The sequence below is a fragment of the Citrobacter sp. LST-B2 genome (genome assembly GCF_057983045.1).
Genome location: NZ_CP192598.1, coordinates 4,742,367 through 4,754,966 on the forward strand (window position 1 = coordinate 4,742,367; position 12,600 = coordinate 4,754,966).

The following is a 12,600-nucleotide window of genomic DNA, read 5'->3' on the forward strand; positions in this document are numbered from 1 at the left end:
CACGTGGTCTTACTTAACTGCGTCTTTCAGTGCTTTACCAGAAACAAACGCCGGTACGTTAGCTGCGGCGATTTTGATTTCTTTACCGGTCTGCGGGTTGCGGCCAGTGCGCTCAGCACGGTGGTTCACTTTGAAGGTACCGAAACCAACCAGTTGTACAGCATCGCCTTCTTTCAGAGACTCAGTAATAGCAGCCAAAGTGGATTCCAGAGCAGCTTTAGCCTGGGTTTTGGACAGTTCTGCTTTGTCTGCAATTACATCAATCAGTTGAGTCTTGTTCATAAGTTATCCTTACAATGTGTTTATCGCTTGCTAAGCATCGAGTGCGACGGAAATGCCAGAAAAGCACTCTCCTGCATACACGCACCGATAGCCACTTTTTTTCGCCCTCCAAATGTAGACCAGACGGGGGGCGGAAGGGAAGCCTTCAGGTACGACAATTCAGAAGTTAAATCACGTTTTCGTGTCTTACTGCTGCAAATTTATACCGATATTGCTCTCGCCAGCCTCACGCAGGTCTGCTCTAAGCCCTTTTATCAGCTCAATGTCGCGTTCTTCACAGTCAGCTAAAAGTCGGAATATTTCCCACTGAATATCCCACTCTTGCTCCACCGCCGGGTTATCTTTGAGCTCTTCATCGCTCATTTCTCGACCTGCCTGGGTCATTTCCAGCATCGCAACCGTAGTGATGGACGTCTTGCTGACTTCAATGGCGTGTTCCAGCGTCTCACCGCTCAAACGGGAATGAACCAGCTCACTTAACGCCACGCAGGCATCAATGGCCGGATAAACCCCATACAGGTCATAATCATCTGCCGCCGGGATCGCTTCTTCAAACTTCTCCAGTTGGCTGTCGAAATTCACTTTCGCATCTTTGACCGTCAGCGTTTCCCAGATCAGGTCCAGAATACGGCGGTACACCTGTCCGTCGCCAAACCCGGTCTGTTGGCAGAACATGGCATAGTTCGGGTACATGCGCTCACACAGGCAGGCCATAAACGTGACGTGCTGCCAGCTTTCCAGACGTTCCAGACGCAGATGAATCGGGTTTTGTAACATGATGAATTCTCGAATCAGAAATTAGCGGCAGTGTACCGCAATCAGGGCTGCATTTCCTGCCATCGCATAAATGCCGGACGTTCCGATGCCACCGCATCCGCCCAGCGGGTTGGCTCCGGCAGGCGGTAGCCTTTCATACAGCGCTGCACCCACGCCAGGGCGCTGTCCAACCCGACACGATGGCCCGTAGCGATAAACAGCGGATTACAGCGCGCTTTGCTGCGCCAGACCCATGCCAGTTGCTCACCTTTGTCCATCAGCGGCGCCAGTGCGCCAGGTTCAGCAGAGAGTGGTTCGAACTTGCCGCACAATCGTTTTTTCGCCACACCAATGGTCGGCACATCCACCAACAGTCCGAAATGGCTGGCCACGCCGAGACGGCGCGGATGGGAAATACCGTGACCATCCACAAAGAGCAAATCGGGTTTTTGCGAGAGTTGCTCCCACGCTGCCAGCAACGCGGGATATTCACGGAAGGAGAGAAAGCCGGGGATATAAGGCATGGTGGTGGCGATGCGCGCCACTTTGTATTCAACCAGTTCCAGCGAGGGATATTTCAGCAAAACCATCGCCGCCCGCGTCACCTCTCCGCCCTGTTCAAACCCCACGTCTGCCCCGCCGATCAGATCCGGCGGATCGTTATCAAGTTGATCCACGCGGATTACAGATGAGGCCAGTTCAAGTTGTTGAGCGCGTAGCGACGCGAGGTCCATATGGTCTCCTTAGCGGTGGTATTGTGCGGACAGCCGGTGCACCGCCTCCACAAAGGCGCCAGCATGTTCTGGCGGCACGTCCTGGTGGATGCCGTGACCGAGGTTAAAGACGTGGCCTTCCCCCTGGCCGAAACCAGAAAGTATAGACGCCACTTCTTCTTCGATCCGCGCCGTAGGCGCATAGAGCATGGAAGGATCCATGTTGCCCTGTAAAGCAACCTTATGTCCCACGCGACGACGTGCATCGGCAATATCGGTGGTCCAGTCGAGTCCGAGCGCATCGCAGCCGGTTTCCGCCATCGCTTCCAGCCACTGTCCGCCACCTTTAGTAAACAGCGTCACCGGCACGCGGCGACCGTCGTTTTCACGCAGCAGGCCATCAACGATTTTGTGCATGTAATACAGCGAGAACTGCTGATAATCGCGTCCGGTCAGCACGCCACCCCAGGTGTCGAAAATCATCACCGACTGCGCGCCCGCCTTGATTTGAGCATTCAGATACAGCGTGACGCTCTTCGCCAGCTTATCAAGTAGCGCATGCAGCGTTTTCGGGTCGGCATACATCATCTTTTTAATCACGGTAAAGGCTTTGCTGCTTCCGCCTTCCACCATGTAGGTCGCCAGCGTCCACGGACTGCCGGAGAAGCCAATCAGTGGCACATCACCTTTTAGCTCGCGACGAATCGTACGTACCGCGTTCATCACGTAGCCCAGTTCATCTTCCGGATCGGGAACCGGCAGCTTGTCGACATCGGCTTTGCAGGCGACCGGTGCAGTAAAACGCGGACCTTCGCCGGCTTCAAACCAGAGCCCCAGTCCCATCGCATCCGGAATGGTCAGGATATCCGAGAAGAGGATCGCCGCATCAAGCGGATAACGGCGCAGCGGCTGGAGCGTCACTTCGCAGGCCAGCTCGGCATTTTTGCACAGCGACATAAAATCGCCCGCCTCTGCGCGGGTGGCTTTATATTCCGGTAAATAGCGGCCCGCCTGGCGCATCATCCATACCGGGGTGACATCAACGGGCTGGCGCAGCAGCGCACGCAGATAACGATCGTTCTTCAGTTCGGTCATTTTTGCAGTTCCTTATTGCGTCAGGCCGTCAGTGTATCATGTCATTCATACTCAGCCCGACACATTGCCACGGTATCTTCGATCAGACGCCGTGCGACGGTGCCAGGCGGCGGCAGGAGTGGTAGATCATCGTAGCGATACCAGTTAGCCTCCAGCAGCTCTTTCGGGTCGATGACAATCTCGCCGCTGTCATACTCCGCCATAAACGCAGTCATCAGCGACATCGGGAAAGGCCACGGCTGCGAGGTGATATAGCGCAGGTTTTTAATTTTAATGCCGCTCTCTTCCATCACCTCACGCGCCACCGCCTGTTCCAGGGTCTCGCCCACCTCAACAAATCCGGCAAGTACGGTATGTACGCCGTTACGATGGCGAACGTGTTGGGCAAGCAGGATCGAATCCTCACGGCGAATGGCGACGATAATGCAGGGGGCGATTTGCGGATAGTAACGTTCACGGCAGTGGGTACAGAGCATCGCCCACTCGGTTTTACTCGGATGCATCAGGTGCCCGCAGTAGCCACAGAATTTATGCGATCGATAAAACTCAGCCAGCTGTACCCCGCGCCCCGCCAGTTGAAACAGCCCCACATCCTGATCGATCACCTGACGAACCGATCCCATCTCGTGACGCCGATGCTGTTGCACCAGCCAGACGGGTTCGCCTTCCCACTCTCCGATTTGCAGCGCTGGCTGCCCGACAAGATCGAAAGTTGCCGCATCGCCGTGTGGCAATTCGCCATGAGGCAACCATAATTTTTGCTCATGGCTGACGATCCACCAGCCGTGATCTAATTTTTCAATTATACGATCCATAGCTCTTGCACTACCTTTGCTTCACTGGCATGTTGATAACATTATTTTTACAATTCCTGCGTGAGCAGTTTTTAAATCTACACTTGCGGAGTCAATCATGCTAAACCAGCTGGAAGACCTGACAGAGCGCGTCAGAGGAAGTAACAAACTGGTTGATCGCTGGCTACATGTACGTAAGCATCTGCTCGTGGCTTACTACAATCTGGTTGGCATTAAGCCTGGCAAAGAATCGTACATGCAACTGAATGAAAAAGCGCTGGATGATTTTTGTCAGAGCCTGGTCGACTACCTCTCCACCGGACACTTCAGTATTTATGAACGTATTCTGCATAAATTGGAAGGTAACGGGCAGCTTTTAAAAGCGACAAAAATTTGGCCGCTACTGGAAGCTAACACACAACGCATCATGGACTACTATGACTCCAGCCTGGAAACGGCGATTGATCACGATAACTGCCTGGAGTTTCAACAGGTTTTATCCGATCTCGGCGAAGCGCTGGAAGCCCGATTTGCGCTGGAAGATAAGCTGATCATGCTGGTCTTTGACGCCATGCATGACAATGCGGTTATCAAACGTCCTGCTTGAGTTCGGCGCACAGAACGCGTAGTTTACCCCTATTGCCTCTTATCAGAGGTTACATCTTGTCGGAGTGCCTGGTGTGAAAACACCGGCTGAGACCGTTAATTCGGGATCCGCGGAACCTGATCAGGTTAAAACCTGCGAAGGGAACAAGAGTAATTCTGCTTTATGCGTAAGCCTTAACGGGCGTCGCACACCTATTACTCATCCGTCGTCTGACAAGCCATCTCCTTACTTTTTTGGAATGAGCTATGTCTGCAACTACCCCTAAATTGTCCCGCCGCGAACAGCGCGCGCAAGCACAACACTTTATCGATACGCTGGAAGGCACAGCCTTCCCGAACTCAAAACGGATCTACATCACCGGTTCACAACACGATCTTCGCGTCCCGATGCGGGAAATTCAGCTTAGCCCGACGCTCATCGGCGGCAGCAAAGCGGAACCGCAGTTTGAAGAGAACGAAGCGATTCCGGTGTACGACACCTCCGGTCCGTATGGTGATCCGGATGTGGCAATTAACGTCCAGCAGGGGCTGACAAAGCTGCGCCAGCCGTGGATTGATGCGCGTAACGACAGCGAAGCCTTAACTGACCGCAGCTCTGTCTATACCAAAGAACGTCTGGCCGACGACGGTCTGGATGAACTGCGTTTCACCGGTTTGCTGACGCCAAAACGCGCGAAAGCAGGCAAATGCGTGACGCAACTGCACTACGCGCGCCAGGGTATCGTCACCCCGGAAATGGAGTTTATCGCCATTCGTGAAAACATGGGCCGTGAACGCATCCGCAGTGAAGTGTTACGCCAGCAGCATCCGGGTGAAGGATTTGGCGCACGCCTGCCGGAGAACATCACGCCGGAATTTGTGCGTGATGAAGTGGCCGCTGGACGAGCTATCATCCCCGCCAACATCAATCACCCGGAATCGGAACCGATGATTATCGGGCGTAATTTCCTGGTGAAGGTGAACGCCAATATCGGCAACTCTGCCGTCACCTCCTCCATCGAAGAAGAAGTGGAGAAACTGGTGTGGTCAACGCGCTGGGGGGCAGACACGGTGATGGACCTCTCCACCGGTCGCTATATCCATGAAACCCGCGAATGGATCCTGCGCAACAGCCCGGTGCCGATCGGTACCGTTCCGATCTACCAGGCGCTGGAGAAGGTCAACGGGATCGCCGAAGATCTGACGTGGGAAGCCTTCCGCGATACGCTGCTGGAGCAGGCCGAACAGGGGGTGGACTACTTCACCATTCATGCCGGAGTGCTGCTGCGCTATGTGCCGATGACCGCGAAACGCCTGACAGGGATTGTCTCGCGCGGAGGGTCCATTATGGCGAAATGGTGTCTCTCTCATCACAAAGAGAACTTCCTCTTCCAGCACTTCCGCGAGATTTGTGAAATCTGCGCTGCCTATGACGTGTCGCTGTCGCTCGGCGATGGCCTGCGTCCGGGTTCCCTTCAGGACGCCAACGACGAGGCACAGTTCTCAGAACTGCACACACTGGGCGAACTGACCAAAATCGCCTGGGAGTATGACGTGCAGGTGATGATTGAAGGTCCGGGCCATGTGCCGATGCAGATGATCCGTCGCAACATGACCGAAGAGCTGGAGCACTGTCATGAAGCGCCATTCTACACCTTAGGCCCGCTGACCACTGATATCGCACCGGGTTACGACCATTTCACCTCGGGAATTGGCGCAGCGATGATCGGCTGGTTTGGCTGCGCGATGCTCTGTTATGTCACCCCGAAAGAACACCTTGGCCTGCCAAACAAAGAAGATGTGAAACAGGGGCTGATTACCTACAAGATTGCCGCCCATGCCGCCGATCTGGCGAAAGGGCATCCGGGGGCGCAAATCCGTGATAACGCGATGTCCAAAGCGCGCTTTGAATTCCGCTGGGAAGACCAGTTTAATCTGGCGCTCGATCCGTTTACCGCCCGCGCTTACCACGATGAAACCCTGCCGCAGGAATCCGGCAAAGTCGCGCACTTCTGCTCCATGTGCGGCCCGAAATTCTGCTCAATGAAAATCAGTCAGGAAGTCCGTGACTACGCCGCCGCGCAGACCATCGAAGTGGGGATGGCGGATATGTCAGACACCTTCCGCGCCAAAGGCGGAGAAATCTACCTCAAACGGGAGGAAGTCTGATGATTCAACCCGATTTCCCAACGGTTCCTTTTCGCCTGGGCCTCTATCCGGTAGTCGACAGCGTAACGTGGATTGAACGCCTACTGGATGCGGGCGTGCGTACGCTCCAGTTGCGCATAAAAGACAAGCGTGATGAAGAGGTGGAAGCCGATGTGGTGGCCGCCATCGAACTGGGGCGGAAATACAACGCCCGTCTGTTTATTAACGATTACTGGCGGCTGGCGATCAAACATCGCGCCTATGGCGTGCATCTGGGTCAGGAAGATCTGGAAACCACCGAACTGAAGGCGATTCAGGCGGCGGGATTACGCCTGGGCGTCTCGACACACGACGATATGGAGATCGACGTAGCGCTGGCGGCACGTCCCTCCTACATCGCGCTGGGCCACGTTTTCCCGACGCAGACTAAGCAGATGCCGTCCGCGCCGCAAGGACTGGAACAACTCGCACGGCATATCAATCGTCTGAATGATTATCCTACCGTCGCCATTGGCGGTATCAGCCTGGAGCGCGCACCCGCCGTGCTGGCGACTGGTGTAGGGAGTATTGCGGTGGTCAGCGCCATTATCCAGGCCGAAGACTGGCGGGCGGCCACCGCGCAATTGCTGGCGATAGCAGGAGCAGGCGATGAATGACCGTGACTTTATGCGCTATAGCCGTCAGATCCTGCTGGGCGATATCGCCATTGACGGTCAGCAAAAGCTGCTTGCCAGCCGTGTGCTGATCGTCGGGCTGGGCGGATTAGGCTCACCGGCCGCGCTGTATCTGGCAGGAGCCGGTGTCGGCACGCTGGTGCTGGCTGACGACGATGAGGTTCATCTCAGCAACCTGCAGCGGCAGATCCTGTTCACCACGGATGACATTGCCCGCGCTAAATCGCAGGTTGCACAGCAGCGGCTGGCACGACTCAATCCGGATATCGAACTGCTCTCGCTGACGCAGCGTCTGAGTGGAGAGGCGCTCAGGCATGCAGTGGCGCAAGCGGATGTCGTGCTCGACTGCACCGACAACATGGCGACGCGTCAGGAAATTAACGCCGCCTGCGTGGCGCTCGATACCCCGCTGATCACCGCCAGCGCGGTCGGTTTTGGCGGCCAGTTGATGGTGTTGACGCCGCCCTGGTCACAAGGCTGCTATCGCTGCTTATGGCCGGATGACGCGGAACCCGAACGCAATTGCCGTACCGCAGGCGTTGTCGGCCCCGTCGTCGGGATGATGGGGACCCTGCAGGCACTCGAGGCAATCAAGCTCCTAAGCGGTATGGAGATACCCGGCGGCGAATTGCGCCTGTTTGACGGCAAAACCAGCCAGTGGCGCAGCCTGGCATTACGCCGCGCCAGCGGGTGCCCAGTGTGTGGAGGGCGACATGCGAATACAGTTCAATGATGAGCCAATGCAGTGTGCAGAAGGACTCTCCGTGCATACACTGCTGACGCAATTGAATCAGTTAAAACCCGGCGCCGCACTGGCGCTGAATCAACAGATCCTGCCCCGCGAGCAGTGGGAGCAGCACATCGTGCAGGAAGGCGACCAGATCCTGCTTTTTCAGGTTATCGCAGGGGGTTGAAATGTTACGAATTGCAGATAAAACGTTTGATTCGCATCTGTTCACGGGCACGGGTAAGTTTGCATCACCAGCATTAATGATTGACGCGATCCGCGCCTCCGGTAGCCAACTGGTGACGCTGGCCATGAAGCGTGTGGATTTGCGCCAGCAAAATGACGCCATCCTGGCTCCTCTTATTGACGCGGGCGTCACGCTGTTGCCCAACACCTCCGGGGCGAAAACGGCAGAAGAGGCAATCTTTGCCGCACAGCTTGCGCGCGAGGCGCTCGGTACCCATTGGCTGAAGCTGGAAATTCATCCCGATGCGCGCTGGTTGCTGCCGGACCCCATTGAAACGCTGAAAGCCGCCGAGGCACTGGTAAAACAAGGATTTGTGGTGCTGCCTTACTGCGGTGCGGATCCGGTGCTGTGTAAACGGCTGGAAGAGGTGGGCTGTGCGGCAGTGATGCCGCTCGGCGCGCCGATTGGCTCTAATCAGGGGCTGGAAACCCGGGCCATGCTGGAGATTATTATCCAGCAGTCCACCGTTCCGGTCGTGGTGGATGCCGGAATCGGCGTACCCAGCCACGCCACGCAGGCGCTGGAAATGGGCGCGGACGCCGTGCTGGTGAATACGGCGATTGCCGTGGCGGACGATCCGGTGATGATGGCCCGCGCTTTCCGTCTGGCGGTGGAAGCCGGCCTTCTGGCGCGTCAGGCAGGACCGGGTAGTCGCAGCCGTCAGGCGCAGGCCACCAGCCCACTGACCGGTTTTCTGGAGGTCCCGGTATGAAAACGTTCACCGACCGCTGGCAGCAACTCGACTGGGACGACATCCGCCTGCGCATCAACAGCAAAACGTCCGCTGACGTTGAGCGGGCGCTAAATGCCCCCCACCCCAGCCGCGACGATATGATGGCACTGCTGTCACCTGCCGCGAGCGCATACCTTGAACCGCTGGCACAGCGGGCGCAGACGCTAACCCGCCAGCGCTTCGGCAATACGGTGAGTTTTTACGTCCCGCTGTATCTCTCCAATCTGTGCGCTAACGACTGTACCTACTGCGGTTTTTCGATGAGTAACCGCATCAAGCGCAAGACGCTGAATGAAACGGACATTATCCGGGAGTGTGCGGCGATCCGCGAGCTGGGTTTCGAACATCTCCTGCTGGTCACCGGCGAGCATCAGGCAAAGGTCGGAATGGACTATTTCCGTCGCCACTTGCCCACCATTCGCCAGCAGTTTTCGTCATTACAGATGGAAGTTCAACCGTTAGCCGAGGCGGAATATGCCGAACTGAAAACGCTGGGACTCGACGGCGTGATGGTCTATCAGGAAACGTATCACGACGCGATGTACGCACAGCACCATCTGAAGGGGAAAAAACAGGATTTCTTCTGGCGGCTGGAAACCCCGGACCGACTGGGGCGCGCAGGTATCGACAAAATCGGCCTCGGGGCGCTGATTGGTCTTTCCGACAACTGGCGGGTGGACTGCTATATGGTTGCAGAGCATTTGCTGTGGCTTCAGCAGCACTACTGGCAAAGCCGCTACTCGATTTCGTTCCCGCGCCTGCGTCCGTGCGCTGGCGGTATTGAGCCCGCCTCAATCATGGATGAGCGCCAACTGGTACAAACCATTTGCGCGTTCCGTCTGCTGGCACCGGAAATTGAGCTGTCGTTGTCGACGCGGGAGTCGCCCTGGTTTCGAGACCACGTGATCCCGCTGGCGATTAACAACGTCAGCGCGTTCTCGAAAACCCAGCCTGGCGGGTATGCGGACAATCATCCTGAACTGGAACAGTTCGCGCCACATGACAACCGCCGTCCCGAAACTGTCGCCGATGCGCTTGCCGCGCAGGGGCTTCAGCCGGTATGGAAAGACTGGGATGCGTATCTGGGGCGCGCTTCGCAAAGGCGATGAACCGTCTTGCAAACGGGTAACCATTTTACGAGCCGCGACGAAAGAGAGAAAACGAGAGGTTGTTGTTAGCCTCTCACTTTTTTAACGTATCACCGTCAGCCTTAACGCTGTCCAGGGCGAAGAGCTTCTTCCTCGTTTCGCCCTGCCTTCACCGAAATCAGCGAGATAAAACACCAATTTCAGCCAAAAATGGCCACTGGGGTGTACACTTCTTAAGATAAATCACCTCGACTTATATCAGCGAGATTATAATTGCCTACATTCTTCCTGATATGCAGAGCCACATTGTTGGCTTCACTTCGCACTTCTCTTCGGGATTTACACTTTCTGGATAAGTACAGTAATGGCACGTCATAACAGAAAACTTTCATTCACGACGCCAATATTGGTGAGCTTTACGGGGATCATACTCAGCTTTTTATTGATCGCCATATTCATAACTTTTACGCAAAAGAATGATTTTCTTGAAGATTATCATGGCATAAATCGGAATTTCACCCATAACCTGGCGGTGAACTATACCGAGTCTTTGCTACGCGAAAATGATTATATCCTTGGTCGGGCGGCGACCTACTTTTCTCGTAATGACCACCTGAACGACACGGTTAACCTTGACCCGGAACAGGGTCTGAAAACCATCATGCAATTGCAGACGCTGATGCCCTCAGTCTCCTCGATCTCATTGGTAGATATAGAAGGCCATTACCTGCGCGCGCCCCAAGTGCTAAATACCGAACGCAGCACAACATTCGACGTGAAATCGCGTCCCTGGTTTATGGATCAGGCTGAAGCCAGTACCTTTAGCAACTATACCGCCCCCTACATTGACTATTTTACGCACCACCCTACGGTGACGATCTACAAACCGGTCATCTCTCCCGAAGGGAAAATGAAAGGTACAATTGCGTTTCATCTTGATCTGACGTCAATGGGTTACGCATTGCGCCAGATGGTGGCTCCCGTCCAGGGCGAGTTCTATGTGGTCGACCGTGATGGAAAAGTGGTACTGCATCCGGATACAGGCGCGCTGTTTAAACAGTATGTCAGTAAAAAAACCATGAGCCGGATGACCAGCGGTGAAGGACATCTGTACGACCCGGACACTCAGGACTGGTACTACTACTATTCGTTCACCAACCCGGACTGGTTTGTGATTTATCGGGTTTCAGATACAACCCTCGTCGATCTGACACGTCATGAGACCAACATTGTGGTCTGGGGATTTGCCCTTGCGGCGATCATCATTGCGCTGTTTGGTCTCTATCTTCGCCACGCTTCACGCACGGTGCTGATGAATATCATCAACGCAATCAAGACCGGCGATGTGAAACGCGCACCGCGCCTTGAAGCAATGCTGAGCAAAGCTATCGAGTCCAATAAGGAGCGCGAACTGGCTTACGTTCGACAGGCGACCATTGATGCCCTGACCGGTTGTAAAAACCGCCGCGCTTTTGATAGCGATATCGTCGCGCTGATGAACGATCACCAACCGTTCGTCCTGGCACTGGTGGATATTGATAATTTTAAATCTATCAATGATACCTGGGGACATTTGAATGGCGACATCGTCCTGCGTAACGTCGCGCGCGAAGGGATTCAGATCATGCAACCCGCCGCCGTTTCTGTCTATCGCTATGGCGGTGAGGAGTTTGCCGTGCTGTTCTCGGGTGAGCAATTGAACAACGCGCATACCCTACTGGAACGCTGGCGCATTGAGGTCGCGCAGCGCTCATGGCGTGAAGAGGGTCTGCACGTCACCTTTAGCGCCGGACTCGGGGAATGGAATCTGGAAGCGCAGGAACAGCTGATCATGCGTGTAGATGAAGCGCTATACAAAGCCAAACAGGAAGGAAAAAACCGGATTATTGTCGCGAATCGCTGATCATCCCCTCTCTGCAACGCCCGTTATGACGGGCTTTTTTTCATTTTGAGAAAAACCGCAACCGGTTTCATTATTTGTGCGATTTCTTTGTGATGCTTTACACACATTCGCGGTAAGGCGGTTGTTCTCATCACTCGGTCGGACTAAAGATGAAGTATCAATGGAACCGTGAGAGCGAACTATGAAGAATATCGTTTTATGCTGTGCCGCCGGTATGTCCACCAGCATGCTGGTACAACGAATGAAAGATGCCGCTCAGAAGAAAGGGATCGAAGTGACGATCAAGGCTGTGCCTGTCGCAGAGTTTAAAGAGAATATTGCCACGGCGGACATCGTTCTGCTCGGCCCACAGGTCAAGTATGAGCAGGCAAAATTGCAGGCGCTGGCCGATCCGCTCGGTAAGAAAGTCGCCGTGATCGACATGATGGATTACGGCATGATGAAAGGCGATGCCGTGCTGGAAAAAGCCCTGAAGCTGATGGAGCCCTAACATGGAAGAGTTAGAAACCATCATTATGGAACTGCTGGTTAATGCCGGAGCCGCACGAAGCCAGGCATTGACCGCCCTGCAACTGGCTCGCAAAGGCGACTTTGCCGGTGCCGAACAGGCGATGGAAGAGTCACGCGATTACGTCAAACTGGCGCATAAAATCCAGACGCAACTGATCGGGATCGATGAAGGAACCGGTAAGCTGCCGGTGAATCTGATCACCGTCCACTCGCAGGACCATCTGATGAACGCGATGGTGATTCAGGATCTGGCAGGTGACATGATTGAACTGTATCGCCGAATCCCGCTGGCAAACTGATAAAAAAGCCTGGTGGCGCTACGCTTACCGGGCCTACAAAAACGCC

The 12,600-nt window shown here is 55.0% G+C and carries 15 protein-coding genes and 1 riboswitch; of the genes, 10 read left to right on the forward strand and 5 right to left on the reverse strand.

Going from position 1 to position 12,600, the window contains the following annotated elements; all coding sequences use genetic code 11:
- Positions 1-9: 9 nt before the first annotated feature.
- The 5 genes from hupA to nudC form a co-directional block, all read right to left on the reverse strand.
- The gene (gene hupA, locus ACQ0PY_RS22845) at positions 10-282 is read right to left on the reverse strand and encodes a nucleoid-associated protein HU-alpha (RefSeq protein ID WP_001044509.1); all 273 of its coding nucleotides are present in this window, start codon (positions 280-282) and stop codon (positions 10-12) included.
- Between the two features lie 186 nt (positions 283-468).
- Positions 469-1,059 (reverse strand): YjaG family protein, encoded by a 591-nt coding sequence (locus tag ACQ0PY_RS22850; protein ID WP_042998985.1) that lies wholly within the window; start codon positions 1,057-1,059, stop codon positions 469-471.
- A gap of 41 nt (positions 1,060-1,100) precedes the next feature.
- On the reverse strand, positions 1,101-1,772 hold the full coding sequence (gene nfi, locus ACQ0PY_RS22855) for a deoxyribonuclease V (protein WP_109739593.1): 672 nt from the start codon (positions 1,770-1,772) through the stop codon (positions 1,101-1,103).
- A 9-nt stretch (positions 1,773-1,781) separates the two neighbouring features.
- Complete coding sequence (hemE, locus tag ACQ0PY_RS22860; protein ID WP_042998983.1) at positions 1,782-2,846, reverse strand: uroporphyrinogen decarboxylase; 1,065 nt, start codon at positions 2,844-2,846, stop codon at positions 1,782-1,784.
- A gap of 41 nt (positions 2,847-2,887) precedes the next feature.
- The gene (gene nudC / locus ACQ0PY_RS22865) at positions 2,888-3,661 is read right to left on the reverse strand and encodes an NAD(+) diphosphatase (protein ID WP_042998982.1); all 774 of its coding nucleotides are present in this window, start codon (positions 3,659-3,661) and stop codon (positions 2,888-2,890) included.
- 97 nt (positions 3,662-3,758) lie between these two features.
- Between nudC and ACQ0PY_RS22870 the strand changes: the two genes are divergently transcribed.
- The 10 genes from ACQ0PY_RS22870 (at position 3,759) to ACQ0PY_RS22915 (ending at position 12,554) form a co-directional block, all read left to right on the forward strand.
- The gene (locus ACQ0PY_RS22870) at positions 3,759-4,247 is read left to right on the forward strand and encodes an Rsd/AlgQ family anti-sigma factor (protein WP_042998981.1); all 489 of its coding nucleotides are present in this window, start codon (positions 3,759-3,761) and stop codon (positions 4,245-4,247) included.
- Positions 4,248-4,297: 50 nt separating this feature from the next.
- Positions 4,298-4,407: riboswitch (TPP riboswitch) on the forward strand.
- Positions 4,408-4,492: 85 nt separating this feature from the next.
- Complete coding sequence (gene thiC, locus ACQ0PY_RS22875) at positions 4,493-6,394, forward strand: phosphomethylpyrimidine synthase ThiC (RefSeq protein WP_058587264.1); 1,902 nt, start codon at positions 4,493-4,495, stop codon at positions 6,392-6,394.
- Entirely contained in the window at positions 6,394-7,029 is a 636-nt protein-coding gene (gene thiE, locus ACQ0PY_RS22880; protein ID WP_109739594.1) for a thiamine phosphate synthase, read from the forward strand. Before thiC ends, thiE begins: the two co-directional genes overlap by 1 nt.
- Positions 7,022-7,780: a HesA/MoeB/ThiF family protein gene (locus ACQ0PY_RS22885; protein ID WP_042998978.1), complete on the forward strand. Its 759-nt coding sequence runs from the start codon at positions 7,022-7,024 to the stop codon at positions 7,778-7,780. The genes thiE and ACQ0PY_RS22885 overlap by 8 nt, the downstream gene beginning before the upstream one ends.
- Positions 7,761-7,961 carry a sulfur carrier protein ThiS gene (thiS, locus tag ACQ0PY_RS22890; RefSeq protein ID WP_042998977.1) on the forward strand — a complete coding sequence of 67 codons (201 nt, stop codon included), beginning with the start codon at positions 7,761-7,763 and terminating at the stop codon, positions 7,959-7,961. Before ACQ0PY_RS22885 ends, thiS begins: the two co-directional genes overlap by 20 nt.
- A 1-nt stretch (position 7,962) precedes the next feature.
- Complete coding sequence (gene thiG, locus ACQ0PY_RS22895) at positions 7,963-8,733, forward strand: thiazole synthase (protein WP_042998976.1); 771 nt, start codon at positions 7,963-7,965, stop codon at positions 8,731-8,733.
- Entirely contained in the window at positions 8,730-9,863 is a 1,134-nt protein-coding gene (gene thiH / locus ACQ0PY_RS22900) for a 2-iminoacetate synthase ThiH (protein WP_042998975.1), read from the forward strand. The genes thiG and thiH overlap by 4 nt, the downstream gene beginning before the upstream one ends.
- Before the next feature lie 343 nt (positions 9,864-10,206).
- Positions 10,207-11,745: a sensor domain-containing diguanylate cyclase gene (locus ACQ0PY_RS22905; RefSeq protein ID WP_054177380.1), complete on the forward strand. Its 1,539-nt coding sequence runs from the start codon at positions 10,207-10,209 to the stop codon at positions 11,743-11,745.
- 181 nt (positions 11,746-11,926) lie between these two features.
- Positions 11,927-12,235 carry a PTS sugar transporter subunit IIB gene (locus ACQ0PY_RS22910; RefSeq protein ID WP_042998973.1) on the forward strand — a complete coding sequence of 103 codons (309 nt, stop codon included), beginning with the start codon at positions 11,927-11,929 and terminating at the stop codon, positions 12,233-12,235.
- A 1-nt stretch (position 12,236) separates the two neighbouring features.
- Complete coding sequence (locus ACQ0PY_RS22915; RefSeq protein WP_042998972.1) at positions 12,237-12,554, forward strand: PTS lactose/cellobiose transporter subunit IIA; 318 nt, start codon at positions 12,237-12,239, stop codon at positions 12,552-12,554.
- Positions 12,555-12,600 lie beyond the last annotated feature (46 nt).

Excerpts from the sequence above, each read along its gene's own strand:
- ACQ0PY_RS22850 (WP_042998985.1), bottom strand. The coding sequence starts at position 1,059 with ATGTTACAAAACCCGATTCATCTGCGTCTGGAACGTCTGGAAAGCTGG.
- ACQ0PY_RS22905 (WP_054177380.1), top strand. The coding sequence starts at position 10,207 with ATGGCACGTCATAACAGAAAACTTTCATTCACGACGCCAATATTGGTG.
- nudC (WP_042998982.1), bottom strand. The coding sequence starts at position 3,661 with ATGGATCGTATAATTGAAAAATTAGATCACGGCTGGTGGATCGTCAGC.
- ACQ0PY_RS22910 (WP_042998973.1), top strand. The coding sequence starts at position 11,927 with ATGAAGAATATCGTTTTATGCTGTGCCGCCGGTATGTCCACCAGCATG.
- thiG (WP_042998976.1), top strand. The coding sequence starts at position 7,963 with ATGTTACGAATTGCAGATAAAACGTTTGATTCGCATCTGTTCACGGGC.
- hupA (WP_001044509.1), bottom strand. The coding sequence starts at position 282 with ATGAACAAGACTCAACTGATTGATGTAATTGCAGACAAAGCAGAACTG.
- hemE (WP_042998983.1), bottom strand. The coding sequence starts at position 2,846 with ATGACCGAACTGAAGAACGATCGTTATCTGCGTGCGCTGCTGCGCCAG.
- ACQ0PY_RS22885 (WP_042998978.1), top strand. The coding sequence starts at position 7,022 with ATGAATGACCGTGACTTTATGCGCTATAGCCGTCAGATCCTGCTGGGC.
- ACQ0PY_RS22915 (WP_042998972.1), top strand. The coding sequence starts at position 12,237 with ATGGAAGAGTTAGAAACCATCATTATGGAACTGCTGGTTAATGCCGGA.
- thiH (WP_042998975.1), top strand. The coding sequence starts at position 8,730 with ATGAAAACGTTCACCGACCGCTGGCAGCAACTCGACTGGGACGACATC.
- thiS (WP_042998977.1), top strand. The coding sequence starts at position 7,761 with ATGCGAATACAGTTCAATGATGAGCCAATGCAGTGTGCAGAAGGACTC.
- thiE (WP_109739594.1), top strand. The coding sequence starts at position 6,394 with ATGATTCAACCCGATTTCCCAACGGTTCCTTTTCGCCTGGGCCTCTAT.
- thiC (WP_058587264.1), top strand. The coding sequence starts at position 4,493 with ATGTCTGCAACTACCCCTAAATTGTCCCGCCGCGAACAGCGCGCGCAA.
- ACQ0PY_RS22870 (WP_042998981.1), top strand. The coding sequence starts at position 3,759 with ATGCTAAACCAGCTGGAAGACCTGACAGAGCGCGTCAGAGGAAGTAAC.
- nfi (WP_109739593.1), bottom strand. The coding sequence starts at position 1,772 with ATGGACCTCGCGTCGCTACGCGCTCAACAACTTGAACTGGCCTCATCT.